The organism is Plantibacter flavus (genome assembly GCF_002024505.1).
GTDB lineage: Bacteria > Actinomycetota > Actinomycetes > Actinomycetales > Microbacteriaceae > Plantibacter > Plantibacter flavus_A.
This window is the reverse complement of the sequence record NZ_CP019402.1, coordinates 378,306-401,962: the sequence shown is the minus strand read 5'-3', so window position 1 is coordinate 401,962 and position 23,657 is coordinate 378,306. Positions and strand designations below refer to the sequence as shown.

At 70.5% G+C, this 23,657-nt stretch carries 29 protein-coding genes; 20 read left to right on the top strand and 9 right to left on the bottom strand.

Going from position 1 to position 23,657, the window contains the following annotated elements:
- Nucleotides 1–6: 6 nt before the first annotated feature.
- Entirely contained in the window at nt 7–1,449 is a 1,443-nt protein-coding gene (locus tag BWO91_RS01900; protein ID WP_079000861.1) for a sugar porter family MFS transporter, read from the top strand.
- A 7-nt stretch (nt 1,450–1,456) separates the two neighbouring features.
- Here the strand turns inward: BWO91_RS01900 and BWO91_RS01895 are convergent, their stop codons facing one another.
- A complete protein-coding gene (locus BWO91_RS01895) occupies nt 1,457–2,020 on the bottom strand; it encodes a manganese efflux pump MntP (protein WP_079000860.1) in 564 nt (187 codons plus the stop codon).
- Between the two features lie 200 nt (nt 2,021–2,220).
- Between BWO91_RS01895 and BWO91_RS01890 the strand changes: the two genes are divergently transcribed.
- The 4 genes from BWO91_RS01890 to BWO91_RS01875 all read left to right on the top strand — a co-directional run bounded on the left by BWO91_RS01890 (nt 2,221) and on the right by BWO91_RS01875 (nt 5,036).
- Nucleotides 2,221–2,568 (top strand): ArsR/SmtB family transcription factor, encoded by a 348-nt coding sequence (locus tag BWO91_RS01890; RefSeq protein ID WP_079000858.1) that lies wholly within the window; start codon nt 2,221–2,223, stop codon nt 2,566–2,568.
- Nucleotides 2,565–3,257 carry a cation diffusion facilitator family transporter gene (locus BWO91_RS01885; RefSeq protein ID WP_079000856.1) on the top strand — a complete coding sequence of 231 codons (693 nt, stop codon included), beginning with the start codon at nt 2,565–2,567 and terminating at the stop codon, nt 3,255–3,257. Before BWO91_RS01890 ends, BWO91_RS01885 begins: the two co-directional genes overlap by 4 nt.
- Before the next feature lie 40 nt (nt 3,258–3,297).
- A complete protein-coding gene (locus BWO91_RS01880; protein ID WP_079000854.1) occupies nt 3,298–4,053 on the top strand; it encodes an enhanced serine sensitivity protein SseB C-terminal domain-containing protein in 756 nt (251 codons plus the stop codon).
- A gap of 107 nt (nt 4,054–4,160) precedes the next feature.
- Nucleotides 4,161–5,036 carry a hypothetical protein gene (locus BWO91_RS01875; protein WP_153303348.1) on the top strand — a complete coding sequence of 292 codons (876 nt, stop codon included), beginning with the start codon at nt 4,161–4,163 and terminating at the stop codon, nt 5,034–5,036.
- Nucleotides 5,037–5,048: 12 nt separating this feature from the next.
- On the opposite strand, the gene BWO91_RS01870 is transcribed toward BWO91_RS01875, so the two are convergent.
- Nucleotides 5,049–5,375 (bottom strand): hypothetical protein, encoded by a 327-nt coding sequence (locus BWO91_RS01870; RefSeq protein ID WP_079000850.1) that lies wholly within the window; start codon nt 5,373–5,375, stop codon nt 5,049–5,051.
- Between the two features lie 98 nt (nt 5,376–5,473).
- Nucleotides 5,474–5,899 (bottom strand): Hsp20/alpha crystallin family protein, encoded by a 426-nt coding sequence (locus tag BWO91_RS01865; RefSeq protein ID WP_071261327.1) that lies wholly within the window; start codon nt 5,897–5,899, stop codon nt 5,474–5,476.
- A 160-nt stretch (nt 5,900–6,059) separates the two neighbouring features.
- On the opposite strand from BWO91_RS01865, the gene BWO91_RS01860 reads away from it, so the two are divergent.
- The 3 genes from BWO91_RS01860 (at nt 6,060) to BWO91_RS01850 (ending at nt 8,926) form a co-directional block, all read left to right on the top strand.
- A complete protein-coding gene (locus BWO91_RS01860) occupies nt 6,060–6,344 on the top strand; it encodes a MerR family transcriptional regulator (protein WP_079000848.1) in 285 nt (94 codons plus the stop codon).
- Nucleotides 6,345–6,387: 43 nt separating this feature from the next.
- Complete coding sequence (locus tag BWO91_RS01855; RefSeq protein WP_079000846.1) at nt 6,388–7,860, top strand: serine hydrolase domain-containing protein; 1,473 nt, start codon at nt 6,388–6,390, stop codon at nt 7,858–7,860.
- Between the two features lie 61 nt (nt 7,861–7,921).
- A complete protein-coding gene (locus tag BWO91_RS01850; RefSeq protein WP_079000844.1) occupies nt 7,922–8,926 on the top strand; it encodes a zinc-dependent alcohol dehydrogenase in 1,005 nt (334 codons plus the stop codon).
- A 6-nt stretch (nt 8,927–8,932) separates the two neighbouring features.
- Here the strand turns inward: BWO91_RS01850 and BWO91_RS01845 are convergent, their stop codons facing one another.
- Nucleotides 8,933–9,175 carry a hypothetical protein gene (locus BWO91_RS01845; protein WP_079000842.1) on the bottom strand — a complete coding sequence of 81 codons (243 nt, stop codon included), beginning with the start codon at nt 9,173–9,175 and terminating at the stop codon, nt 8,933–8,935.
- Between the two features lie 123 nt (nt 9,176–9,298).
- On the opposite strand from BWO91_RS01845, the gene BWO91_RS01840 reads away from it, so the two are divergent.
- Nucleotides 9,299–10,147 carry a DNA/RNA non-specific endonuclease gene (locus BWO91_RS01840; protein ID WP_079003793.1) on the top strand — a complete coding sequence of 283 codons (849 nt, stop codon included), beginning with the start codon at nt 9,299–9,301 and terminating at the stop codon, nt 10,145–10,147.
- A gap of 45 nt (nt 10,148–10,192) precedes the next feature.
- Here the strand turns inward: BWO91_RS01840 and BWO91_RS01835 are convergent, their stop codons facing one another.
- Both BWO91_RS01835 and BWO91_RS01830 read right to left on the bottom strand, forming a co-directional pair.
- Nucleotides 10,193–10,693, bottom strand: coding sequence for a MarR family winged helix-turn-helix transcriptional regulator (locus tag BWO91_RS01835; RefSeq protein WP_071261330.1), 501 nt, complete (start codon nt 10,691–10,693; stop codon nt 10,193–10,195).
- 107 nt (nt 10,694–10,800) lie between these two features.
- Entirely contained in the window at nt 10,801–11,412 is a 612-nt protein-coding gene (locus BWO91_RS01830; protein ID WP_079003792.1) for a TetR/AcrR family transcriptional regulator C-terminal domain-containing protein, read from the bottom strand.
- Between the two features lie 96 nt (nt 11,413–11,508).
- On the opposite strand from BWO91_RS01830, the gene BWO91_RS01825 reads away from it, so the two are divergent.
- The 6 genes from BWO91_RS01825 to BWO91_RS01800 are packed head-to-tail and all read left to right on the top strand — an operon-like array spanning nt 11,509 to nt 16,055.
- Nucleotides 11,509–12,114, top strand: coding sequence for a biotin transporter BioY (locus tag BWO91_RS01825; protein WP_079000840.1), 606 nt, complete (start codon nt 11,509–11,511; stop codon nt 12,112–12,114).
- A complete protein-coding gene (locus tag BWO91_RS01820) occupies nt 12,111–13,268 on the top strand; it encodes a class I adenylate-forming enzyme family protein (RefSeq protein ID WP_079000838.1) in 1,158 nt (385 codons plus the stop codon). Before BWO91_RS01825 ends, BWO91_RS01820 begins: the two co-directional genes overlap by 4 nt.
- Complete coding sequence (locus BWO91_RS01815) at nt 13,261–14,418, top strand: thiolase family protein (RefSeq protein ID WP_079000836.1); 1,158 nt, start codon at nt 13,261–13,263, stop codon at nt 14,416–14,418. The genes BWO91_RS01820 and BWO91_RS01815 overlap by 8 nt, the downstream gene beginning before the upstream one ends.
- On the top strand, nt 14,415–15,125 hold the full coding sequence (locus BWO91_RS01810) for an energy-coupling factor ABC transporter ATP-binding protein (RefSeq protein WP_079000834.1): 711 nt from the start codon (nt 14,415–14,417) through the stop codon (nt 15,123–15,125). The genes BWO91_RS01815 and BWO91_RS01810 overlap by 4 nt, the downstream gene beginning before the upstream one ends.
- Nucleotides 15,126–15,129: 4 nt before the next feature.
- A complete protein-coding gene (locus tag BWO91_RS01805; protein WP_079000832.1) occupies nt 15,130–15,726 on the top strand; it encodes an energy-coupling factor transporter transmembrane component T family protein in 597 nt (198 codons plus the stop codon).
- Complete coding sequence (locus tag BWO91_RS01800) at nt 15,723–16,055, top strand: CHY zinc finger protein (protein ID WP_079000831.1); 333 nt, start codon at nt 15,723–15,725, stop codon at nt 16,053–16,055. Before BWO91_RS01805 ends, BWO91_RS01800 begins: the two co-directional genes overlap by 4 nt.
- Here BWO91_RS01800 and nhaA read toward each other — a convergent pair.
- Nucleotides 16,009–17,325 (bottom strand): Na+/H+ antiporter NhaA, encoded by a 1,317-nt coding sequence (gene nhaA, locus BWO91_RS01795; RefSeq protein WP_079000829.1) that lies wholly within the window; start codon nt 17,323–17,325, stop codon nt 16,009–16,011. The two genes, BWO91_RS01800 and nhaA, sit on opposite strands and share 47 nt — an antisense overlap.
- 161 nt (nt 17,326–17,486) lie before the next feature.
- On the opposite strand from nhaA, the gene BWO91_RS01790 reads away from it, so the two are divergent.
- From BWO91_RS01790 to BWO91_RS01780, 3 genes are all read left to right on the top strand, one after another.
- Nucleotides 17,487–18,215 carry a VIT1/CCC1 transporter family protein gene (locus BWO91_RS01790; protein ID WP_079000827.1) on the top strand — a complete coding sequence of 243 codons (729 nt, stop codon included), beginning with the start codon at nt 17,487–17,489 and terminating at the stop codon, nt 18,213–18,215.
- Nucleotides 18,216–18,416: 201 nt separating this feature from the next.
- Nucleotides 18,417–18,590, top strand: coding sequence for a CsbD family protein (locus BWO91_RS01785; RefSeq protein ID WP_064295874.1), 174 nt, complete (start codon nt 18,417–18,419; stop codon nt 18,588–18,590).
- A gap of 175 nt (nt 18,591–18,765) precedes the next feature.
- Entirely contained in the window at nt 18,766–20,037 is a 1,272-nt protein-coding gene (locus tag BWO91_RS01780) for an HNH endonuclease signature motif containing protein (protein ID WP_079000825.1), read from the top strand.
- 115 nt (nt 20,038–20,152) lie between these two features.
- Here the strand turns inward: BWO91_RS01780 and BWO91_RS01775 are convergent, their stop codons facing one another.
- Nucleotides 20,153–20,806, bottom strand: a complete 654-nt coding sequence (locus BWO91_RS01775) for a hypothetical protein (protein WP_079000823.1) — start codon at nt 20,804–20,806, stop codon at nt 20,153–20,155.
- A gap of 207 nt (nt 20,807–21,013) precedes the next feature.
- Here BWO91_RS01775 and BWO91_RS20155 point away from each other — a divergent pair, with 207 nt between their 5' ends.
- Nucleotides 21,014–22,534, top strand: coding sequence for a glycosyltransferase family 39 protein (locus BWO91_RS20155; RefSeq protein ID WP_079000821.1), 1,521 nt, complete (start codon nt 21,014–21,016; stop codon nt 22,532–22,534).
- A gap of 7 nt (nt 22,535–22,541) precedes the next feature.
- Complete coding sequence (locus BWO91_RS01765; RefSeq protein WP_240555638.1) at nt 22,542–23,036, top strand: GtrA family protein; 495 nt, start codon at nt 22,542–22,544, stop codon at nt 23,034–23,036.
- Between the two features lie 10 nt (nt 23,037–23,046).
- Here the strand turns inward: BWO91_RS01765 and BWO91_RS20395 are convergent, their stop codons facing one another.
- The gene (locus BWO91_RS20395) at nt 23,047–23,538 is read right to left on the bottom strand and encodes a MarR family winged helix-turn-helix transcriptional regulator (protein ID WP_064295869.1); all 492 of its coding nucleotides are present in this window, start codon (nt 23,536–23,538) and stop codon (nt 23,047–23,049) included.
- Nucleotides 23,539–23,657 lie beyond the last annotated feature (119 nt).

Genomic DNA, 23,657 nt, shown 5'->3' with positions numbered 1-23,657 from the left:
AGTGCGATGGCCGGATCCCCCACAGCCCGACAGACGGCGAGCGCGCTGCCTGCCCTCACGCCCGGGCCGCACCGCCGCCACCTCGGCCTGATCTCGATCGTCGCTTGTTTCGGCGGGTTGCTCTTCGGCTACGACACCGGCGTGATCAACGGGGCGCTGCGTCCGATGACCGCCGAGCTCGGGCTCACCCCGTTCACGGAGGGCATCGTCACGAGCTCGCTCGTCTTCGCGGCCGCCGTCGGTGCGCTGCTCGGCGGCCGGGTGTCGGACGCGTGGGGCCGGCGGCGGAGCATCATCGTGCTGGCGGTGCTCTTCTTCGTCGGGACGCTCGTGGTCGTCTGCTCGCCGAACGTCGAGTTGCTCGTCGCCGGTCGCGTGCTCCTCGGACTGGCCGTCGGCGGTGCCTCCGCCGTCGTCCCGGTCTACCTGGCGGAGCTCGCTCCGTACGAGATCCGAGGGTCGATCACCGGCCGGAACGAGGTCGCGATCGTCCTCGGACAGCTGTCGGCGTTCGTGATCAACGCCGTCATCGGCACCGTGTTCAGCGAGCACACGAGCGTGTGGCGCATCATGTTCGCCGTCTGCGCCCTGCCCGCGGTCGCCCTGTTCGTCGGCATGCTGCGGATGCCCGAGTCACCACGCTGGCTCGTCGACCACGGTCGCCGCGAGGACGCGCTGGACGTACTGCGGACCGTCCGCTCCGACGACCGCGCCGTCGCCGAACTCGCGGAGGTGGAGGCGTCCATCACCGCGCAGCGCGACGAACACCGGATCGGGCTCTGGGCCGTCCTCCGCAACCCGTGGCTCGTGCGCATCCTGCTCGTCGGTGTCGGCGTCGGGATCGCCCAGCAGCTCACCGGGATCAACTCGATCATGTACTACGGGCAGACCGTGCTCGTGGAGTCGGGTTTCGACGAGAGCGCCGCGCTTATCGCCAACATCGCGCCCGGCATCATCGCCGTCGTCGGCGGCTTCATCGCCCTCACCTACATGGACCGTCTCGACCGACGGAAGACGTTCGTCATCGGCTTCTCACTCACGACCGCGTGCCATCTGCTCATCGGCTTCTCGTCGATGGTGCTCGAGCCGGGCGACCCGATGCGTCCATGGGTCATCCTGTTCCTCGTGGTCGTGTTCGTCGGCTCCATGCAGACGTTCCTCAACGTGGCTGTCTGGGTCTACCTCGCCGAGGTCTTCCCGCTCCGGATGCGCGGCCTCGGCATGGGCGTCTCGATCTTCATGCTCTGGGTCGCCAACGGGTTCCTGGCGCTGTACTTCCCGTCGCTCGTCGACGGCCTCGGCATCACCGGGACCTTCTTCCTCTTCGCGGGTGTCGGCGCGCTCGCGCTCCTGTTCGTCGCCACCCAGGTGCCCGAGACGCGTGGGCGGAGCCTCGAGGCGCTCGGTGAGGACGTGTCGACCGGCGCGATCTTCACCCGGAAGCGGTGACCTCCGACTACGCGGTGAGGTGGTCGATGAGGATCTTGGTGCCGATGAGGATCAGGATGACACCACCGGCGATCTCCGCCGGCTTGCCGAAGCGCTGACCGACGCGACGGCCGATGAAGACGCCCAGGAAGGCGAGCACGAAGGTCGTCAGTCCGATGAGGACGACGGCTTCGAGGATCGAGCCGGGCAGGAACGCGAGCGTGATGCCGATGGCGAGCGCGTCGATGCTCGTGGCGAGCGCGAGGACGAGGAGCCGGCGGACGTCGATGCGGTCGGAGTCGACCTCGGTGTCCTCGTGGCTCGAGAACGCCTCCCAGAGCATCTTGCCGCCGACGACGGCGAGCAGGCCGAAGGCGACCCAGTGGTCGACCTCCGTGATGTACCGCGCGAACTGCGTGCCGAGGAACCAGCCGACGAGCGGCATGACCGCTTGGAACAGCCCGAAGGTGCCCGCGATCACGAGGGCGTGACGCACGTTGAACCGCCGCATGTGCAGGCCCTTGGTGAGGGCGACGGCGAAGGCGTCGGCGGAGACGCCGAGCGCGATGAGGAGCAGCGGCCAGAACGTCATGTCGCGGGGTCTTCCTGTGATGCGTCCTGGACGCGGAGATGCGTTCGGGCGCCATGCCGCGAGGACCCGTCAACGTTGCCAGCGCGATGCGGCGGCGGCAAGCCGAGACGCCCGATTGCCAGCGTTTCGCCTCGCCTAACGCGGCTGTTCGGGCGACCGCGACGCTCGATTGATACAGCATTTCGTGTACTATCGTTCGCGTGACCGACACCATCACGCCGACCGCGACCCTGACGCACACCGCCGCACTCGCGAGGCTGGGGCACGCTCTGTCCGACGAGACCCGGGCACGCATCCTCCTGACCCTGCGCGAGGCACCGGCCTTCCCCTCCGACCTCGCGGACGCACTCGGCGTCTCCCGACAGGTCATGTCGAACCAGCTCGCCTGTCTCCGCGGCTGCGGCCTCGTCGAAGGCGTCAAGGAAGGACGCAACACCTGGTACCGCCTGGCGGACAGCCACCTGGCGCCGGCGCTCGACGACCTCCTCCGGCTCGTCCTGGTCGTCGATCCCGCCTGCTGCTCGGGTGAGAGCTGCACCTGCGCGTGAGCACCGTCGGCCTGCCGAGCCCCCGTCTCCGCGCCCAGCTGAGCCCCGCCAGACGCGCGACGCTGCAGCGCCGGATCCGCTGGATCGTCGCGGCGACCATCGCCTACAACGTCGTCGAGGCCATCGTCGCCCTGTCGGCCGGGACCGTCGCCTCATCGGCAGCCCTCGTCGGCTTCGGTCTCGACTCGATCGTCGAGGTCCTGTCCGCCGCCGCGGTCGCCTGGCAGTTCTCGAGCCCCGATCCCCATCGTCGGGAACGGGTCGCCCTCCGGGTGATCGCCCTGTCGTTCTTCGGCCTCGCCGCGTTCGTGAGCGTCGACGCCGCCCGCTCGCTGCTCGGGTTCGCCGAGGTCCAGCACTCGACCGTCGGCATCGTCCTCGCGGCGGTCAGCGTCGTGATCATGCCGGCGTTCTCGCTGTTCGAGCGCCGGACCGGCAAGGAACTCGGCTCCGCCTCCGCCATCGCCGACTCGAAGCAGACGCTCATCTGCTCCTACCTGTCGGCCGCGGTCCTCATCGGGCTGGTCCTCAACAGCACCCTCGGCTGGGCCTGGGCGGACGGCGTCGCCGGCCTCGTCATCGCCGGCTTCGCGGTCCGTGAGGGCGTCGAAGCCTGGCGTGGAGACGCGTGCAAGCGGCCGGTCTCATCGCTCACCTCGGAGAACACGGACACCTGCGACTGCTGCTGAGCACGCGCACCCTCCCGCGCGGCCGGGATACGCTGCTGGCATGCCTGCCGCCGACGACGCATCAGACGCTCCCGAGATCGAAGCCCTCCTCGCCGCAGCCGCGAACGACCGCTCGAACGCCCCTGCGTTCCTGACGGCGCTCCTCGAGAGCACCGTGATCGTGGCGGGGACCGTGACCGACGACGGCATGGCGACCCTGGCGGACCTCCTCGACTCGGACGGCAGCTCGGTGCAGCCGTTCTACACCTCGAAGGCGCGCTTCCAGGAGACACTCCAGGTCGTCCCGTCGTTCGAACAGCACCTCCTCGCCCTCCCCTGCCGCGTCCTGTGGCAGATGACCCGAGGCGCGAGGCTGGTCCTGAACCCGCATTCCACGCATGGCAAGGAGTTCCTCCCGGGCGAGATCGCCCAGCTGCTCGACGGCGAGGCGGTGCTCACACCGCGCGTCGTCGAGCGCGAGACCGAGGTCATGGTGGGACAGCCGGCTCGCATCCCACCAGGGATGACCGAGACGCTGACCGCGGTCCTCGCCGAGCACAGCGAGGTCGACGAAGCGGTGCTGGGCTGGAAAGTCACCCCGCAGGAGGGCGGGACGTTCGACGAGTGCTACCTCCTCGTCATCGTCGGCGCCCCGACCGCCCGTGAGACGATCAGCGGTCCCCTCGCACGGGCCCTCGCGACGTACTCGGCCAGCGTGCCGATCGACGTCATGTACGTCGCGCCGGGTGCGAAGCATCTCCTGAGTGGTGTCCCGCCGTTCCACCGCCGCAAGCGAGGGCTGTTCCGGCGACGATGAGCAGTGGGCTGAGTCGAACGGCGCACGCGGTCGCACGTGGCGCACGCGTCCTCACGATCGCCGCGCTGCTGGGCGTCCTCACAGCGTGTAGCGCGCCACGGTCGGGGGTGCCCACCGAGACCCCGCCCGGATCCGCACCGACTTCATCGGCGGCGCTCCCACCCCCGCCGACGTCCGCCTTCCCGGGGCTCGCCTGCGACGCGCTCGTCCCCGACGCGGAGGTCGCATCCCTCCTGGGCAACACAGCCGCGCCGCGACCGCTCACCATCGACGACGCCCCGGTCCTGCAGGACGGCGGCAGCATTTGCGCCTGGGCCGACGAAGCGGCCGGCACCTCACTGACCGTCCGACTCGTCGGAGACGGCGTCGACCACTGGGCCACCTTCAACCACTGGTACGAGCACACCGACTGGCGTGACAGCGTCGGCGAGATCAACGGGACGATGTGCTCGGACGGCGCCTGCTCCGTCCACGCCCTCGACGGCGAGCGGTTCATCGAGGTCGATGCGGCAGGGCTCGACGACCCGGCCGGAACCCGCACGGAGGAGCTCGCCCGGGCGGTGCTCGCGGCAGCCCCGGTTCCGGCTCCCGCCGAGTCCCCGTCGTCGTCGGCACCCACCTCGCGCTCGTGCGCCACGACGCTGCCGGTGGACACCGCGGTGGCCCGACTCGGTGCAGCCGCCACCGGCGCGAGCTACGTGAGCACCGCGACACCGAGCTACCACCTCGCGCAGGACTCGCTCCAGCGCGTCGGTGGGCTCGACTGCCGGCTGCTGTCCGCGGACTCCCGCGAGCTCATCCGGTTCACAGTGCTCCCCGGAGGCGCCTGGGTGCTTCGCCAGGACAGTCCGGTCAGCCCCGTGGACTCGGCCGGGAGCGAGCACTCGGCACAGGCTCGACGTGGCGACGACTGGGTGCGGCTGCAGGCACCCGGGGCGAGCGAAGAGACCATTCGGGCCCTCCTGGCCGAACTGCTCAGCTGAGGTCGACGTGCGCTAGAACACCGGCCGGTCCGCGATGGACACGAGGACCGCGGCGATCACCGCGACGACGGTGAGCGCGATGGCGACGACCCACTGCACCCGAGGCACGGCACGACGGATCACGAGGATCAGGTGGGCCAGGAGTGCCAGCACCGCCACGGCGGCGATCACGGTGCCGACCACCGCCGGCTCGAACACGGCGGTCTGTTTCGTCGCCAGGCCGTCGGCGCCCGGCGCCTGGTACCAGGTCATCGTGGTCTGCGTCGCCGCGATCGACAGCCCGAACGCGGCGATCACGAGCAGGGCGGACGCTCCGAGGATGCGTTGGACGCGGGACATGGCACCAGTATGCCGACCGCCGGGTCGCACACGGGCGAACGCCCCGCCCACGGATCGTGGGCGGGGCGTTCGTGCTCCGGTCAGGCGTCGAGCTCCGGTCAGGCGTTGATCGACTGCGGGTGGTCGGTCGTGGAGTCGACGGTGATCTTCCGCGGCTTCGCGCGCTCGCTCACCGGGATGATCACGGAGAGCACACCGCTGTCGTAGGACGCGGTGATGCCGTCGAGGTCGACGCCCTCGCCGAGCGTGAACTGCCGCAGGAAGTGGCCACCACCGCGCTCGCGTGCGAGCCAGCGGACACCCTCGCGGCTGTCGGCCGTGCGCTGGGCACGGATGGTGAGCTGACCACCGTCGACGTCGACGTCGATGGATCCGGGGTCGATGCCGGGGAGGTCGGCGACCATCATGTACCGGTCGCCGTCGCGGAAGAGGTCCACCGGCATGGGCCGGGGTGCGCGCACGGAGTCCAGTACGGAGGCCGCGAAGCGGTCGAGCTGGCTGATGGGATCGAGGGTCATTGCCATGGGTGTTCTCCTTCCCTGTCGCCCGATGACGGATCGGGCTCATCGATTGTCAGTGCCCGGAAGTGTCAGATCTGAGGGTTCAGATCTACACTTCGTGGTGTAGATTTTTTATACATCCGAGACCCGATCCGTTGCAACCCGTTCAAAGGAAATCTCAAGCATGGCCGATCGTGACGGCACGACACCCGTGTACGGCATCGCCGTCGCGGCCCAGCTCGTCGGCGTCCCGGAGGCGTCGCTGCGGCTCTTCGAGAGCAAAGGCCTCCTCACCCCGTCGCGGACCGAGGGTGGCACCCGGCGCTACAGCGAGGACGACATCGAGCGACTCAAGCGCGTCACGGATCTCCGTGACGACGGCGTCAACCTCGCCGGCATCGCTCGCGTGCTCGACCTCGAGGACATCAACCAGGGCCTCCGCGACCAGCTCGACGCCGACCAGGACTGAGCATCCGGTCGATCCCACCGCCGGCAGGTGGCAGCATGGAGGGATGAGCCTGCAGCGAAGCACTCCGTCCGCCCAGCACATCGACGCCTCCGGGATCGAGGCGTTCATCACCGCCCTCGAGCACACGCCGAACGTCGAACCGCACAGCCTGATGCTCTTGCGCGGTGGGAACGTCGCCGCCGAGGGCTGGTGGGCGCCGTACTCGGCTGATCGGGTGCACCTGCTGTACTCGCTGAGCAAGAGCTTCACCTCGACCGCCGTCGGCCTCGCCGTCGACGAGGGTCTGCTCGGACTCGACGACACGATCATCAGTCACTTCCCGGAGCTCGACGCCGAGATCACCGACCCCCGCAGCCGCGCCATGCGCGTGCGCCACGTGCTCGCGATGGCGAGCGGTCACCGCGAGGAGACGATCATGCGGGCCGCTGCGATCGACCCGACGAACCTCGTCCGCGGCTTCCTGCTCCTCCCTCCCGATGAGGACCCGGGAACCGTCTTCGCGTACAACCAGCCCTGCACGTACACGGCCGCGGCGATCGTCCAGCGCGTCACGGGCGGGACGCTCACCGACTACCTGCGACCGCGGCTGCTCGAGCCGTTGGGTATCGGCGAGTTCGACTGGCAGCGGGACGACGAGGGCTTCGAGCTCGGGTACAGCGGCCTGCACGCGACGACGGAGGCGATCGCCGCGCTCGGTCAGCTCTACCTGCAGGGTGGCGAGTGGGAGGGGCGGCAGCTCCTGCCGGCCGCATGGGTCGCCGAGGCGACGCGATCGCACATCGTGAACGGCGACGACCCGGAGTCGGACTGGGCGCAGGGGTACGGGTTCCAGTTCTGGATGGCCCGGCACGGGTTCCGTGGCGACGGCGCCTACGGCCAATACTGCGTCGTCCTGCCGGAGCACGACGTCGTCCTGGCGATCACCGGGCAGAGTCTCGACATGCAGGCCGTGCTGAACGCCGCGTGGGAGCACCTGCTGCCATCGTTCGGGACAGGCGAGGCCTCCGACGCGGAGCGCGGTGCGAGCGCAACCGCCGACCAGGCGTTGCTCGAACGCCTGGCAGGGCTCGCCCTGCCGCCGCTCGACGCCTCGGATGAGACCGGCTCGGCTGCGGCACTGCGCGAACTCGCCGGACGGACGTTCGCGGCGGCCGCCGATACCGGCCTGGCGCAGCTGACGGCGCTCGAGGTGACGGCGGGCGAGGGCGACGACATCGTGCTGGTCGTGCACGAGGGCGACGACCGGGTGGAGCTCGTCGCCGGCGTCGGCGCATGGCGGACGCACGGTCCGATCGTCGCCAGTGCCGCCTGGGGCACCGGCGGCGAGGACGGAGCGCGGGTCCTCCGCGTCGACGCGATCTTCATCGAGACCCCCCACCGCATGCACGTCGAGATCGACCCGGCGGCCGGCACCTTCGACGCCTGGTGGGAGACGACGCCGCTCCGCACCTCCCGCCTCACCGAGGTGCAGCGGCCGAGCGCGGTCGTCGCAGGCGGGGGCAAGTCGTCCTGGTGAGCTGAGACGGCGGCATACCCCCACGACGCTCTGACCAGCGCCGTCACGACGAGGAGACCGCATGAGAGCCGTACGGATCACCGCACAGAACGAGGCCACCGTCCTCGACCGACCGGATCCACAGGCCGGACCGGGTGAGGTCCTCATCCGCATCGAACGCGCCGGGCTCTGCGGCACCGACGTCGCGCTGCTGCGCGGCACCATGCCGTACCTCGCCGACGGCCGCACCACCCTGCCCCTCCAACCAGGCCACGAGTGGGCCGGCCGGGTGGTCTCGGTGGGCGAGGGTGTCACCGCGATCGCACCGGGCGACCTCGTCACCGGTGACACCTTCATCGGGTGCGGTGCCTGCACGCTCTGCGCCACGGGGCGACACCACCTCTGCCCCGACCACCTCGAACTCGGCGTCCTCGGACAACTGGAGGGAGCCCTCGCGGAACTCCTCGTCGTCCCCGAACGCGCGGTCCATCGCCTCCCGGCCGGCGTCGACGCGGACCTCGGTGCGATGGTCGAGCCCGCCTCCTGCTCACTCCGTGGCGTCCGACTCACGGCGGTGGGGCCGGGCGACCGCGTGCTCGTCTGGGGCGCCGGCACCCTCGGCATGTTCGCCGCGCTCTTCGCCGCGGATTCCGGGGCATCCGTCACCGTCGTGGCCCGTCGCGAGTCCGATCGGCGGTTCGCCGCGGACTTCGGCCTGGCCACGCGCGATCCAGCCGACCTCGGAGACGAGCGCTTCGACGTGATCATCGAGGCGACGGGTTCGGCCGAGGTCACCCGCCGTCTCCTCGACAACGCGACCGCCGGCGTCCGCATCGCACTCCTCGGCGTGCCCGGCGGCGACGTGGGGCTGCCCTCAGGCAGACTCATCGCCCTCGACGCCACACTGCACGCCGTGCTCGGCGGATCCGACTGCATCGATGAGGCGGCGCGACGGTTCGCCTCCATGGGCGACACGGTCCGGCGATTGATCGGCACGGTCATCGGCCTGGACGACGTGCCACGGGTGTTGACCGACGGCCTCCCCCGCGCGGTCGGCTCCGGACCGAAGACGCAGATCCGCTTCTGAGTCGGCTCAGGCGATCGACGCTCGGGCGAGGCGAGCGAGGACGACGACGACCACGAACTGCACCGCGAAGAGGACCGCGGTCAGGATCGTCGCCGTCGCCACGGTGACGCCACCGTCCATCCCTGAGACGCCGGGGAGGAATCCGATTCCGAACACGATCAGGGCGTCGACGAGGAAGGTCGCCGACACGAGCGCCGCGAGGATGCGGGCGTCGCCGGCTCGGTGCGGGTTCTGATAGATCGTGGTCATGAGTTAAATATATCAAACTTCATACTGAAACAAAAGTATGAGTATTGCAGCGTTTGTGCCGGTGACAACAGCGCCACCGCTCCGCGCTTCCTTTCCACCCGAAATCATGATCGACTCATGTTCATGACTGGCTTCGATTCAGGCTTCCTCGACCTCTCCGAACCACTCACCATCCCCGCTCCAGCCGACCCCACGGCCAAGGCGCGACTCCGACCCCTCGACTACACGCACTTCTCCGTGCTGCTCGACCCCGATCGTCGGCTGGCGGCCGCCACCGCCGTCGACATCGACGGCGCCGCCCTCCTCGACCTCGGGCGCGGGGACGACTGGCACCTCGACGACCGCGTGCCGGTCGAGGAACAGGCCGGCCCGGAGCTGTACGCCCGCAACGACCTCGACCGCGGCCACCTCGTGCGCCGGAGGGACCCGGTCTGGGGGCCCGTCGAGATCGCCCGGCAGGCCAACGTCGACACCTTCTGCTACACGAACGCCGCACCGCAGGCTGCGGACTTCAACCAGTCACTCGAGCTCTGGAACGGCCTGGAGGACCTCGTCCTCGAGTACGCCTCGGCCGGACGCCGGCGGCTGTCGGTCTTCACCGGGCCGGTGTTCGGCGACGCGGACCCGCTCTACCGGGGCGTGCAGATCCCGCGCCGGTTCTGGAAGGTGGCGGCGTGGTCGAACGGCGGAGCGCTCGCGGCGAGCGGCTACCTCCTCGACCAGTCGGCGCAGCTCGACGATATCGACCTCGGCCGGTCCAGTGCGATCGACGACACGCAAGACGCCACCGCCGTCCCCCCACTCGGCCCGTTCCGGACCTTCCAGCTGCCGATCCTCGACCTCGCGAGCCTCACCGGTCTCGATTTCGGGGCCCTCGCCTCCGCCGATGTCCTCGAACCGGCTCCGGCGACGGTGCGTCCCGACACCGACACCTGGATCAAGCTGAGCGACCCGTCCGACCTGCGGTTCTGAGGCGGGTCCGGTCCCTGAGCTTGTCGAAGGGCGTCGAGCAGACCTCTACCGACGCTCGAGCGCCGCGCCGATGACCCGCAGGCTCTCGATGAGCACGGCCACCTGCTCATGGCTGAGGTCGGCGAGCATCGCGTTCTCGTCGTCCACCAGCCGACGCATCGCCTCGTCGACCCGCTGCTGACCGAGGGTCGTCAGCACGACGATCTTGCTCCGGCCGTCGGCCTCGTTCTTCTGACGGGCGACGAGTGAGCGTGCTGCCAGGCGGTCGAGCTGACTCGCGAGGTTGCCGCTCGTGATGCCCAACCGCGTTGCGAGCATGGACGGCGTCAGCCCGTCCGCTCCGTGCTGGCGGAGGATGGAGAGGAACTCGAACTCCCACGGCCGCAGGTTGCTCGCGGCGAACGACAGGCGTCGGACCTCCTGCAGGTGCGGCACGAGCCGGCGAAGGCGGGACACCACGTCGAGCGGTGCGAAGTCCACATCGGGCAGCGCGTTCGCCCAGGCGTCGATGACGATGTCGACGTCGTCGTCATCACCCTTCGCCATCACCGGCCTCCCTCACGTCCTGCCTGCTCCAACGCTACCGTGGGCCGCCGCCGATCCAGACGGTGGGCGGTTCCATCCACGCTGTGCTATCGGCGTACCGAGAGCCGTCAGCGGACGGAGAGCGCCGCCAGGCCGTCGACCAGCAGACCGACCCCGAAGGCGAACGCCTGGGCCTGGTCCTCCTGGCCGAGCGGATCCGTCGCACCGTCGGCCAGCACACCGACGCTGTCGTACTGCATCCGTTGCTGCTCGTGCGACACGTGCCCGAGGATGAAGTGGAGCAGCACCGTGCCCGCACGTCGACTCGTGGCCTCGTCGAAGCCGGCCACCGACACCGCGTCCGTCAGCCGGGTGAGCGCCCGTCCGGAACCGAGCCCGAGCGCGTAGGTGCTCGAGACCACCTCGGCGCCGTCGCGATAGGCGAGGAGGGCGTCACGCAGCGCCTCCGCCTCCACGCGCGTCCGCTCGCGCCAGTCGGAGCCGGCCTCGGACACGGCGTCGACCGGTGCCGGGTGGGCGTCGACGATCCGATCGGCGAGCTCGGCGATGAGGGTCTGCTTGTTCTCGAAGTGCCAGTACAGCGCGCTCGGCTGGACGTCGAGCGACGCGGCGAGGCGGCGCATCGTGAGGTCGGCCAGGCCGTGATCGTCGAGGATCCGCAGCGCCACCTGAGCCACGTCGTCGCGCCGATGGCGACGCACTGTTTCGGGACCGGACATGAGCACCACTATAGTGAACGCTGTTCAGGTGAACACCGTTCAGGTGCGATCCATCCGCCCCCAAAGCGAACCGACCATCCCGACGAAGGACCCAGCATGAGCAGACTCCGGATCGACGCGACCGACATCGCACGCATCGCCGTGTTCGCCGCCATCGTGGCCGCCCTCGGCCTGCCCGGCGCGTTCTCGGTGCTCGGCGCGGTGCCCATCACGGCGCAGACCCTCGGCGTCATGCTCGCCGGCGCGATCCTCGGCCCGTGGCGCGGCATGCTCTCCATGGTCGTGCTGCTGGCCCTCGTCGCCATCGGCCTCCCGCTCCTGTCCGGCGGTCGCGGCGGGGTCGGCGTCTTCGTCGGACCGAGCGCCGGATACCTCCTCGGCTGGATCGTCGGCGTCTTCGTGATCGGGCTCATTGTGCACGCCGGTGGGCATCGGCTGCGCTGGTGGCGCACCGCGCTCGGGGTGTTCGTCGGCGGCATCGGCGTCATCTACGCGTTCGGCATCCCGGTGCAGTCGCTCGTCACCCGCCTGCCACTCGGCGAGACCGCCCTGCAGAGCCTCGTGTTCGTACCCGGCGACCTCGTCAAGGTCGTGCTCGCGACGGTGATCACGATGACGCTCGCCCGCGCCTACCCGCGCGCGTTCCGCAACGCGGCCGGCGCCGGCTCCACGCGTCCCGGCGAGCCCGCCCGGATCGGATGACCGTGCGTCCAGGGCACCTCGTCCCGCTGCGCGGCGGGGCGCCGACCGACCTCGTCCGTCGGGCACTCGAGGTGCGGGCGTCCGGCGGCGTGCCGTTGCTCGGCGACGATCGATGGAGCGAGTCGTACTGGCGTTCCGTCCGCGACCGCAGCACCGCGGCCGGTCCACAGCCGGACCAGGGCTGGGCGACGCTGACCTCCGGCACGACGGGCGAGCCGCGGATCGTGCTCCGGACCGCCGCGTCGTGGGCGGACTCCTTCCCGGCCGTGGGAACACTGCTGGATCTCGGTTCGGACGACGTCCTGGCACTGTCGTCGCCGCCTGCGTCGTCACTCTCGCTGTTCTCGATCGCGCATGCGGCCGCCGTCGGTTGCTCGCTCGCCCTCCCGACGACCCACGCGCTCACCCCCGACGACGCCCGTGACGCGACCCGGTTCCACGGGACCCCGAACGGCCTCCGGGCGCTCCTCGACGGCGAGGTGCCGCCCCGCCTGCGGGTGGCGTTGATCGGAGGCGCCTCACTCGACCCCGGACTCCGCGCCACCGCGGAGGGCCTCGGCATCCGCGTCGTCTCCTACTACGGTGCCGCCGAACTCTCCTTCGCAGCCGTCGACGACGGTGTCGATCCGGATCGACCCGGCCTCCGCGCGTTCCCCGGTGTCGAGCTCGAGGTCCGGGACGACGATGTCCTGTGGGTCCGATCGCCGTTCGTCGCGACCGGGTACCTCGAGGGCGACGGCCCGCTCCGACGCGACGGCGACTGGTCCACCGTCGGCGACCGGGCGCGGATCGACGACGGAATCGTCACGCTCCTCGGCCGAGCCGACGACGCGATCCTCACGGCCGCGGCGACCGTCATCCCCGCCGACGTCGAGGAGGCCCTGCGCCGACTCGACGAGGTGGACGACGCCGTCGTGCTCGCTCTGCCGAACGCGAGGGTCGGATCGCTCGTGACGGCCGTGTTGGAACTGCACCCGGGCTCGCAGCCGAGCCGCGCGACGCTCCGCGACGCCCTCGAACCGCTGTTGCCGCCGACGCACCGGCCCCGACGCTGGTTCGTCGTCGACGAGCTCCCCCGGACCGTCACCGGCAAGGCCGCCCGCGCGGAGCTCGCCGACCGACTCGCGGCCGGGACGGTGGCGTCCCTTGACTGAGTCGCACACCCTCCCGCGCATCGTCGCCGCCCGACGGACGCCGATGGCGACGCGCGGGCGCGCCCTCGCCGCGCTCACGGTCGAGCAGCTGGCGGTCCCCGCCGTCCGGGCCGTGCACGACGACGCGACGCACATGCTGGGTCTGCCGCCGGTGGTGGCGGACGTCGTCCTCGGCAACTGCATGGGGCCTGGCGGCAACCCTGCCCGCGTCGCCGCACTCGGAGCGGGCCTCGGCTTCGCCGTGCCAGGGCTCACCGTCGACCGGCAGTGCGGCAGCGGCCTCGCGGCGATCATCGAGGCGTCCACGGCGATCAGCGCCGGTGACGGTCGGCCTCGGATCGCCGGCGGTGTCGAGAGCGCGTCGACCGCGCCGACCCGCTCCGTCGACGGCGTCGCATACACGCGTGCACCGTTCGCGCCGTCGGGTTGGCACGACCCCGACATGACCAGGGCCGCTGAGGATCTCGCGGAGCACGACGGGATCTCGCGCGAACGCCAGGACGCCTACGCGGCGCGCAGCACGCACCGTGCGGCGAGCGCCGTCGCCGCCGGGCGGTTCACGGACGAGCTCGTCCCGCTGGTCGGGGCGGCGGAGCACGATGAGGCGCCGAGCAGCGGGATCGAGCGGCTCCTCCCCCGGTTCACGCCGCTCTTCAGCGACGGCTCCCTCACCGCAGGCAACACCTGCCGGGTGAGCGACGGTGCTGCCGCGGTGCTCGTCGTGCCCGGCGGACCCGGCGGGCCCGCCCACGGGAGCGCGACGCCCGGTCTCGCCGTCCGGGCGCACGCCGTCGTCGGCTGCGACCCGGCACTCCCAGGGATCGGGGCCGCGCCGGCGATCCTCGACGCCCTCGAACGGGCCGACGTGGACCTCGCGCAGGTCGCCGCGTTCGAGATCGTGGAGGCGTTCGCGGCCCAGACCCTCGCCGTGCTCGACCGGCTCGGTGTCGCCGAGGACGATGAGCGACTCTGCGCCGACGGTGGAGCCCTCGCGCTCGGTCACCCGTGGGGCGCGAGCGGTGCGGTCGCCGTGGTCCGCCTGTTCTCGCGGCTCGTCCGCGGCGGGGCTCCAGCGGGCACGATCGGGGTGGCGGCAGCGTCGGTCGGCGGCGGTCTCGGCGTCGCCGCGGTGTTCGAGGTCGTGCGATGATCGGGGACATCGACCAGTCATCCGCCATCCGTCTCGACCGCGTCACCGCGCGTCTCGGCGACACCGTCGCACTCGACGACGTGACGCTCCACCTCGACGACGCGCGCATCGCGGTCATCGGCGCGAACGGCTCGGGCAAGTCCACCTTCGCCCGGCTCGTCGGCGGCCTGACCCGCGCGACCGCCGGCAGCGTGCAGGTCCACGGGGTCGACGCCGCGAAGGACACGGCGACCCTTCGACGACTCGTCAGCATCGTGTTCAGCAACCCGGACGCGCAGATCGTCATGCCGACGGTGGCGGAGGACGTCGCGTTCTCCCTCCGCGGCACGAAGGCGTCGAAGGCCGACATCGCCACGCAGGTCGCCGATGCGCTCGACGAGTTCGGCCTGACGGCGCTCGCCGACCGGTCCGCCTACGAACTCTCCGGTGGCCAGAAGCAGCTGTTGGCGCTCTGCGGGGCCGTGATCCGCCGGCCGGCGCTGCTCATCGCCGACGAACCCACCGCCTACCTCGACGCCCGCAACAGCGCCGCCGTCGCCGACCACCTCCTGCGTCCCGAGGCGGGCCATCAGCTCCTCCTCGTCACCCACGACCTGGAACTCGCCGCCCGCTGCGACACCGCGCTGCTCTTCGACGGCGGGCGGGTCGTCGCGCAGGGCGCACCGGACGACGTGATCGCGGCCTACCGCGCGAGTCTGCGGTCGTGACGGCGTGATCACCCTCTACCGCCCCGGCTCCGGCTGGCTCCATCGCGCGCCGGCCGGCCCGAAGGCGCTCGGCATCCTCGTCGTGGTGCTCGCGATCTCGCTCCTACCGACGAGCTGGTGGACCGCGGGCATCGCCACCACCGTGACCGTCATCGCCTACCTCGTCTCGGGTCTCGGCCTCGGCGAGCTCGGACGGCAGCTCCTGCTCATCCGCTGGATCATCACGATCACGGTGGCCGGCCAACTGCTGTTCCTCGACGTCGAGTCCGCCGTGTCGAACACGTCCCGCATCGTCGCCGCCATCCTGCTCGCGGGCCTCCTCGTGCTGAGCACGCGCGTCGCCGACCTGCTCGACGCCTTCGAGCGCGTCCTCCAGCCCCTGGGTCGCTTCGGTGTCGACCCCTCGCGCATCGCCCTGATGCTCGCCGTCGCGATCAACACGGTGCCGGTCCTCGCCCGCCTGGCCACGAGCGTCCGGGAGGCGCAGCGGGCGCGCGGGGCGGGGTCGAACCTGGTGACCTTCGTCGTGCCGTTCCTCGTGGTGTCGCTGAAGCACGCCGACGAACTCGGTGAGGCCCTCACCGCCCGGGGCGTCCGATGAGCGGCGGCGGCGACACCGTGCACGTCCTCGGGAAGACGGTCGACGACGAGACGCGCTGCGTCCACTACGCGACCACGCTCGACGTCATCGCGATCCGCTTCGCCTGCTGCGGCGAGTACTACCCGTGCCACCTGTGCCACGCGGAGTGCGCCGACCACCCGGCCGAGCAGTGGCCGCGCGAGCAGCGCGACCGCGAGGCGATCCTGTGCGGCGTGTGCTCGACGGAGTTGACGATCGAGCGCTACCTGGAAGTCGACGCCTGCCCGAACTGTGGCGCCCGGTTCAATCCGGGCTGCCGCCTGCATTCGGCGTACTACTTCCAGCCGTGACCCCACGCCGGTAGACGCGGTTGCGGGCGGCGAGGATCGCGGCACCGATGGCGGCGGCGATGAGCGAGCCGGCGAGCACACCGACCTTGACGTGGTCGTCGGACTCGCTGCCGACACCGAAGGACAGTTCACCGACGAGCAGCGACACCGTGAATCCGATGCCCGCGACGAACGCCATGCCGACGAGGTCGACCCAACGGATCGAGGGGTCGAGCCTGAGCCCGGGCAGGCGCGTGACGAGGAACGTCGTCACCGTGATGCCGATCGGCTTGCCGAGGACGAGTCCGGCGATGATCCCGAGTGCGATGGTGTCCTGGAAGGACTCGACGAGCCCGGAGATCCCGCCGATGACCACGCCCGCGGAGAAGAAGGCGAAGATCGGGACGGCGACCGCCGTGGACACGACACTCCAGCGGTCGGCGAAGTGCGCGGCGAGCCCGTCGTAGACCGGGCGCCCCTCGGCGGTGGTCCCCACCTGGACGCGGGCGCGCTTCGTCGCGAAGACGGGCACCATGAAGCCGAGCAGCACGCCGGCGACGGTCGCGTGGATACCGGAGGCGTGGATGAGCGCCCAGGTGCACAGACCGAGCGGGATGAGCACCCACCAGGCCCGGACGCCGCGCTGGACGAGCACGGCGAAGATCGCGAGCGGCACGGCCGCGATCGCGAGGGGCAGGAACTCGATGTGGTCGGTGTAGAAGATCGCGATGATGCTGATGGCGATGAGGTCGTCCACCACGGCGAGCGTGAGCAGGAAGGTCCGCAGTGCCGGCGGTAGGAACTTGCCGACCACCGCGATCACGGCGACGGCGAACGCGATGTCCGTGGCGGCCGGGATCGCCCAGCCCTGCAGCGCGTCGGGCCCAGCGCTCAGGTTCACGAGGACGTAGATGACGGCGGGCACGACCACGCCGCCGACGGCTGCGGCGATGGGGAGCGCCGCGGTCTTGGGGTTCCGGAGCTTTCCGGCGACGAACTCCTCCTTGAGTTCCAGGCCGACGACGAAGAAGAAGATCGCGAGGAGCCCGTCGGCCGCCCAGGCACCGATGGAGAGGTTCAGATGGAGCGCCTCCGGACCGAAGGTGAAGTCGCGGACGCTCAGGTAGAAGTCGGAGGCACCGGTGTTGGCGAGCACGAGCGCGAGTGCGGTTGCGACGACGAGGAGGGCACCACCGACGGTGTCCTGTTGGAGCGTCTGGTGGATGCCACGCCAGATCGAGTGCGGGGCCTGGTCGGCCGGCAGGTCGTGTGAGCGGTGAGCGTCGGGCATACGGATCCTTCGGGGGAGGGTTCGGTCGAGCAGCAGAGCGATCCCGATCGACCGCCCGCCGACCAGACTTCCCGGCGCACCAGCCTCCAGTCTAGGCGACCGGGCACGCGATCGGGCGGGAACCCGTGCGCGGGCGGCCCGCGGAGTGCTTGGATGCATCCATGAGCTCCTCACCACCGACCGGCGGCCACCCGGACGAACCGCACCGCGGTGACCTCGCGGGCCGCTTGAACTGGCTCCGTGCGGGTGTGCTCGGCGCGAACGACGGCATCGTCTCCGTCGCGTCCCTCGTCGTCGGTGTCGCCGGTGCCACGACCGACAGCACCCCGCTCCTCGCCGCGGGTGTCGCCGGGCTCGTCGGTGGTGCGATCTCCATGGCGCTCGGCGAGTACGTGTCGGTGAGCAGCCAGCGGGACAGTCAGCGCGCCCTCATCGCGAAGGAGCGGCGGGAGCTCTCCGACGACCCCGAGGCCGAGCTCGCGGAACTCGCCGGGATCTACGAGGCGAAGGGGCTCCAGCCGACGACCGCGAGGCGGGTCGCCGAGGAGCTGACCGCACACGATCCGCTCACGGCGCACCTCGAGGCCGAACTCGGCATCACCGAGGACGCCGTCGTGAGCCCGTGGGCGGCCGCCGGCGCATCGGCGCTCGCCTTCACGATCGGGGCACTGCTCCCCCTGCTCGCGATCCTGCTGCCGCCGCCCGAGGTGCGCGTCCCGATCACCTTCATCGTCGTGCTCATCGCGCTGGCGCTCACCGGGTTCACGAGCGCGAGGATCGGCGGCAACCCCGCGCTCCGCCCGACCATCCGTGTCGTGGTCGGTGGAGCGCTCGCCCTCGCCGTCACCTTCGCGATCGGCACCCTGCTCGGCACGAGCGGCGTGGTCTGATGGCCAGGGTCCCGGTCGTCGACGACGATCCGACGACGGGCGCGCTGGCACAGCGCGGTCCGGGGAGTTCTCTGGGAGTCTGCTGGAGCCCCGCCCGGGCCTGGGGCTCCCGGGTGTAGAAGTGAAGGGCGTCCACCCGGTCGCCCTGTCGGATTCGATCAGTGCGGATCGACAGCCCGAAGAACATGTGAGGAGCACCATATGAGCGCAGGAGACAAGATCAAGAACGCCGCCGAAGACCTCGCGGGCAAGGCCAAAGAGGCCGTCGGCAAGGCGACAGACAACGACAAGCTCATCGCGGAGGGCAAGGCCGACCAGGCCAAGTCCGACGTGAAGCAGGCCGGTGAGAACGTGAAGGACGCGTTCAAGAACTGACCTCCTGATCACACGGACGCCGGTGACCCGCTCGGGTCACCGGCGTTCGTCTGTCCTCCCCCGGTCCCTGACTCCCCTCCCCGGTCCCTGAGCCTGTCGAAGGGCCCACGAGCAACTTCCACAACTGGGACGGCTCACCATCTGGAATGTCAGTGGTCCATGCTGGACTTGTCCCATGACCGAGACCACCGCCTCCGCAGTTCGAGCCGGCGACGAGTACGCCGCGCAGCTCGCGGAGTTCTCGGACCAGTACGCGGACATCCAGCGGCGTCGCGCCAACCTGGACGCTGAAGAGGCCCGCCTCCTCGCCCGCTCAGCGGCCTACGCGGACGCCTACGCCGACTCGGTCGTTCCGGCCGTGTTCCCGCCGGCCGAGCGCCTGGCGCTCTCGCGCCGCTCCACGTGTGCAGCCCTCGCGATGGCGACGCGCACGCCCGAGCAGACCGTCCAGCGAGCGATCAACGACGCCGAGCGCCTGGTGAACGAAGCGCCGGCCGTCCTCGAATCCCTCGAAACCGGTCGCATCTCGGCGCGGCACGCGCAGACGATCATCGACCAACTCTGTGACGTCCCGGTAGCCGGGCGGGCTGCGTTCCTCGCAGAAGTCCTGCCAGTCGCGGAGGAGTCCACCAACGCGAACCTCCGCAGGCGCGCCCGCGTCCTGCGCGAGCGCCTCCACCCCGAGTCCATCACCGCCCGAGCGGTCCGCTCCGAGGCAGACCGCCGGGTTGAGTTCGAGCCCGCAGCCGACGGCATGGCGTGGGTGCACCTGTTCACCACGGCGCCGATCGCGCAGGGCATCGTCGAGCGCGTCGAGGCGGCCGCCGCGGCCTCGCGCGCTGCGGGCGACACCCGCACCTGCGCACAACTGCAAGCGGACGCACTCGCGGCGCTCGCCCTCACCGGTGTCACGCCGGAAGATGTCATGTCGAGCCCGATGCTCCCGCACCCGATCGAAGTGCAGGAGCACATCGTCCCCACCGTCCAGATCACGGTCCCGGCGCTCAGCATGGCCGGTGTCTCGGACGCCCCGGCAACCCTGGACGGCTACGGGCCAATCGACCCCGAGACCGCCGCACGCATCGCGGTGAACGCACCGAGCTTCACCCGGATCCTCGTCCAGCCTGAAACCGGTGCGGTCCTCTCGGAAGGGCGGAATCAGTACCGCGTTCCGGCCGACCTGCAACGCGCGGTCCGCCTCCGGGACGGCACCTGTCGGGCGCCAGGCTGCGGCAGACGCGCCAGAGCCTGCGATCTCGATCACTCCGTCGCGTGGGAAGACGGCGGCACAACGGATGTCGGAAACCTCGCCTGCCTGTGTCGACATCATCACCGGATGAAGCACCTGCCGGGTTGGAACCTCGACCACGGGCCAGGTGGTGTGCTCGACTGGACGACACCCGACGGGAAACACCACCGAACGGAACCGGACCCCGCGCCGTTCTGACCCCGCCGACGACGGGATTCTCGTGGGCACTTCGACAGGCTCAGTGACCGGGAGACGTGACCCCAGAACGACGCGGTCCCTGAGCCTGTCGCAGGCACTCAGGCCCGCAGGACAGCTAGTCCTTGATGAGCAGGATCGGGTCGCCGTCGAAGGAGTCGTAGGGGTTCGGATCGGTGAAACCGCCGTCGTACATGAGGCCGGCCGGAGCCTTGCCACCGGCGGGAGCCGCCGCGACGTAGCACTGCGTGATCGGCTCGCCGCCATCGAACTCCTCGGTGAACGACTCGGATCCGCACTCGTCCCACCCGATGAGCGTGGCCTCCTGGACCTTCTCACCATCGGCGTCGACGGGTGCGAAGGAGGTCGCGTCGCTGTTGAACGCCACCGGGTCGCCCGACACCTTGGTCATCTCGAGGCGGATAAGTGTGATGTCGTAGCCGTCGAGTTCTCCGCCGTCGAACTGCGTCTTGAGGAACGCGACCTGGTCGGCGGTCGCGGGGGTGACCTCGGTCAGCTTCGCGCTGATGAGCGCGGTGACGCCGTCGGTGCCCTGCGACTCGTAGACGATCGGCTCATCGATCCCGACCTGCGCTCCAGGCTCGGTGACCTCACCATCGGCCGATCCGGTCGAGGTCGGCTTCGACGTCGCGGACGACGAAGCCTTCTCCGTCGGCTTCGCGTCGGGGGCCGACGGCGTGGAGCATCCCGCCAGCACGAGCATGGCTGCGACAGGGAGCGTGATCAGGGCGGCGACTCTGGAGAGCTGCATCGGGATTCCTTTCGGCGGCGGACCCCTGCAGTCTGTCCTGCGCACCGACGCCGCGCGATGGGGACAACTCCCCACCGGGACGGCCCGCCTCCGGCCGTCAGGCTCCAGCAGGATCCCCCGCGCCCTCTCAGGAATCTCTCTGCTCGCGTTCATCCGAGCGGCGGACGATGAGACGACGCGCCAGGTTGTCGCGTCCGAGGGGAACCCATGACTGCGACGATCACCGTCCCGACCGCGCCCTCGCGCCGTCGGTGGGACGCCCTCCGCACCCTCCTCGGCGGCCGCGCCGTGCCCTGGGTGGTCGGCCTGTTCGCCACCCTCGTCTCGCTCATCGGCATCGGGACGCCGTCGTACTGGGGTGACGAGGCGGCGAGCGTCCTCGCCGCCGAACGTCCGCTCCCTGTCATGTTCGGGATGATCGGCCACATCGACGCCGTCCACGGCCTGTACTACGCGTTCCTGCACGTCTGGACCGGAGCCTTCGGTACCGCCGAGGCCGTGACGCGGTTCCCGAGTGCGGTCGGGGTCGGCCTGGCCGCGGCCGGCACGGTCGTGCTCGCGAGGGCGCTCTTCACCCCGGCGATCGGCATCACGGCGGGCCTCGTGTTCGCCGTGATCCCCCAGGTCACGAGGATGGGCGCCGAAACACGTTCCTACGCGTTGGGCATGGCCGCGGTCGTGTGGCTGACGGTGTGGTTCGTGTCGCTCGTGCGTCGCCGGTCCACATCACGCCGCAGCTGGGCCCTCTTCGCCGTCGGGAGCGCCGCCTCGATGTACCTGTTCCTGTACCTCGCGATGCTCCTCCTCGTGCACGCCACCTGGATGGTGCTCCAGCGCCCCGGGCGGCGGGTGATGCGAGCCTGGGGCTGGTCCCTCGTCGGTGCACTGGTCCTCGGCGCTCCGATCGTGATCGCGGGCATCGCGCAGCGCGAGCAGATCGCGTTCCTGGGCAGACGGGACTACGCGACGCCGGAATCGGTGCTCGTCGGCCAGTGGTTCCAGACGCCGGCCTTCGCCGTGCTCGCGTGGCTGCTGATCGTGCTCGCTCCCATCGGAGTCCTCGTGGTCCGCCGATCCTCCCGACAGCGTCGCGCACTGGCGATGATCGCCGTCTGGGCCCTCGCACCGACGGCGCTGCTCATCATCGGCAACACCCTCGTGACGCCGATGTACAACCTGCGCTACGTCACCTTCTGCGTCCCGGCCGTCGCGATCATGATGGCGCTCGGACTCCGGACGATCGTCGACCTCCTGCCGAAGCGAGTCGACCGCATGGCGGCGACCGCGGCCGGTGTCGCGCTCGTGCTGGCGCTCGCGACCCCGGTCCTCGTGGAACAGCGCGGCCCGTTCGCGAAGGACGACGGCAGCGACCTCCGGCAGACCGCGGAGGTCGTCCAGGCCCACGCCTCGCCGGGCGACGCGGTCGTCTTCGACCAGTCCGTGAAGCCCTCTCGCAAGTCGCGGCTCGCGATCGACCTCTACCCGCAGGCCTTCGCCGGCCTCGACGATGTGGCGCTCGAGACGAGCTACCGCGACCGCCCCGAGCTCTGGGACCTGGCCGCGCCGCTGTCGGAGATCCACGACCGGCTCATCGGCCACGACACCGTCTGGGTCGTCGAAGGGTCGAGCACCTCTCCGGACGTGGCGGATCTGGAGGCCCTCGGCTACCGCGTCGAGCAGCGCATCCCCGTCAACCGCAGCATCGTCTTCGAGCTGGTCAGGTCGTGATGCAGTGGTGATCCGGCCCTTCCCGAAACCGCGCGCGCTGCTCCGGCGCCCGATCGTCCGCGAGGTCGCCGCCTTCGGCCTCGTCGGCGGCGTCGGCTTCCTCGTCGACGTCGGGGTCTTCAACCTCCTCGCGTACACCGTGTTCCTCCACACCGGCACCTCCGGGCTGCTCGTGGCGAAGGGTGTCTCCACGACGCTCGCCATCGTGGCCAACTGGGTGGGCAACCGGCTCCTCACCTTCCGCGCCCATCGGCGCTCGGACGTCGCCCGCGAAGCGCTCGAGTTCGGCATTGTGAGCCTCGCGGGAGGCGCGATCGCCCTGGGCTGCCTCTGGGTCTCCCACGACGCACTGCACCTGACGACACCGTTGGCGGACAACGTGTCGGCGAACATCGTCGGCCTGGCCCTCGGCTCCGCGTTCCGCTTCGTGCTGTATCGCTTCTGGGTGTACGGGCCACGGGCGGAGCGGACCGGGTCGATCCCGGTGCGCGTGGACCCGTGAGGTCGTCCGGTCAGCGACTCGCGTTGTGCCGGGAGACCGCGTCGCTGACCCAGGAGAACTCGTCGACGAACCGCGAGAGGAGTCGGGCGAGCTCCACGCGATCGTGTTCGCTCCACTTGCCGACGAGCGTGTTGTAGACCTGCTGGGCCGCCTGCCGATGCCGCTCGAGAGCCGTGCGTCCCTCCTCCGTGGCGCTGACGAGCACCGCTCGACGGTCGCTCGGATCCGTCTCCCGGACGACGAGACCACCCTCCTCGAGGCGACGGACCTCGGCCGTCGCGGTCGACTTGTCGACGTCCATCCAGCCCGCGACCGTCGACATGCGGATCGGGCCGGCGGTGATCACGTACTCGAGGAGCCACGCGTCCGTGCCGGTCAGGGCTGCGCCTTCGGCGTCGTGGAGGGAACGCCGGTTGTCGGCCCGGGTGGACCACCGGAGCACGGACGCGAGCGACGCCTGGATGACGGCGCCGGCGTCGGCTGGGTCGACCTCATCGCTCATAGCTGAATTCTTCCTGAATACCTGCGTTCGGGTGTTGGTTCGACCATACCAACTATATAGTGGGACGGCACCAACTAAACGTCACCCGTCCCCCACCTCGAGCGCTGCGGAGAATACAG

Excerpts from the sequence above, each read along its gene's own strand:
- BWO91_RS01900 (WP_079000861.1), top strand. The coding sequence starts at position 7 with ATGGCCGGATCCCCCACAGCCCGACAGACGGCGAGCGCGCTGCCTGCC.
- BWO91_RS01895 (WP_079000860.1), bottom strand. The coding sequence starts at position 2,020 with ATGACGTTCTGGCCGCTGCTCCTCATCGCGCTCGGCGTCTCCGCCGAC.
- BWO91_RS01880 (WP_079000854.1), top strand. The coding sequence starts at position 3,298 with ATGCCTGCCGCCGACGACGCATCAGACGCTCCCGAGATCGAAGCCCTC.
- BWO91_RS01870 (WP_079000850.1), bottom strand. The coding sequence starts at position 5,375 with ATGTCCCGCGTCCAACGCATCCTCGGAGCGTCCGCCCTGCTCGTGATC.
- BWO91_RS01865 (WP_071261327.1), bottom strand. The coding sequence starts at position 5,899 with ATGGCAATGACCCTCGATCCCATCAGCCAGCTCGACCGCTTCGCGGCC.
- BWO91_RS01860 (WP_079000848.1), top strand. The coding sequence starts at position 6,060 with ATGGCCGATCGTGACGGCACGACACCCGTGTACGGCATCGCCGTCGCG.
- BWO91_RS01855 (WP_079000846.1), top strand. The coding sequence starts at position 6,388 with ATGAGCCTGCAGCGAAGCACTCCGTCCGCCCAGCACATCGACGCCTCC.
- BWO91_RS01850 (WP_079000844.1), top strand. The coding sequence starts at position 7,922 with ATGAGAGCCGTACGGATCACCGCACAGAACGAGGCCACCGTCCTCGAC.
- BWO91_RS01845 (WP_079000842.1), bottom strand. The coding sequence starts at position 9,175 with ATGACCACGATCTATCAGAACCCGCACCGAGCCGGCGACGCCCGCATC.
- BWO91_RS01840 (WP_079003793.1), top strand. The coding sequence starts at position 9,299 with ATGACTGGCTTCGATTCAGGCTTCCTCGACCTCTCCGAACCACTCACC.
- BWO91_RS01835 (WP_071261330.1), bottom strand. The coding sequence starts at position 10,693 with ATGGCGAAGGGTGATGACGACGACGTCGACATCGTCATCGACGCCTGG.
- BWO91_RS01830 (WP_079003792.1), bottom strand. The coding sequence starts at position 11,412 with ATGTCCGGTCCCGAAACAGTGCGTCGCCATCGGCGCGACGACGTGGCT.
- BWO91_RS01825 (WP_079000840.1), top strand. The coding sequence starts at position 11,509 with ATGAGCAGACTCCGGATCGACGCGACCGACATCGCACGCATCGCCGTG.
- BWO91_RS01820 (WP_079000838.1), top strand. The coding sequence starts at position 12,111 with ATGACCGTGCGTCCAGGGCACCTCGTCCCGCTGCGCGGCGGGGCGCCG.
- BWO91_RS01810 (WP_079000834.1), top strand. The coding sequence starts at position 14,415 with ATGATCGGGGACATCGACCAGTCATCCGCCATCCGTCTCGACCGCGTC.
- BWO91_RS01800 (WP_079000831.1), top strand. The coding sequence starts at position 15,723 with ATGAGCGGCGGCGGCGACACCGTGCACGTCCTCGGGAAGACGGTCGAC.
- nhaA (WP_079000829.1), bottom strand. The coding sequence starts at position 17,325 with ATGCCCGACGCTCACCGCTCACACGACCTGCCGGCCGACCAGGCCCCG.
- BWO91_RS01790 (WP_079000827.1), top strand. The coding sequence starts at position 17,487 with ATGAGCTCCTCACCACCGACCGGCGGCCACCCGGACGAACCGCACCGC.
- BWO91_RS01785 (WP_064295874.1), top strand. The coding sequence starts at position 18,417 with ATGAGCGCAGGAGACAAGATCAAGAACGCCGCCGAAGACCTCGCGGGC.
- BWO91_RS01780 (WP_079000825.1), top strand. The coding sequence starts at position 18,766 with ATGACCGAGACCACCGCCTCCGCAGTTCGAGCCGGCGACGAGTACGCC.
- BWO91_RS01775 (WP_079000823.1), bottom strand. The coding sequence starts at position 20,806 with ATGCAGCTCTCCAGAGTCGCCGCCCTGATCACGCTCCCTGTCGCAGCC.
- BWO91_RS20155 (WP_079000821.1), top strand. The coding sequence starts at position 21,014 with ATGACTGCGACGATCACCGTCCCGACCGCGCCCTCGCGCCGTCGGTGG.
- BWO91_RS20395 (WP_064295869.1), bottom strand. The coding sequence starts at position 23,538 with ATGAGCGATGAGGTCGACCCAGCCGACGCCGGCGCCGTCATCCAGGCG.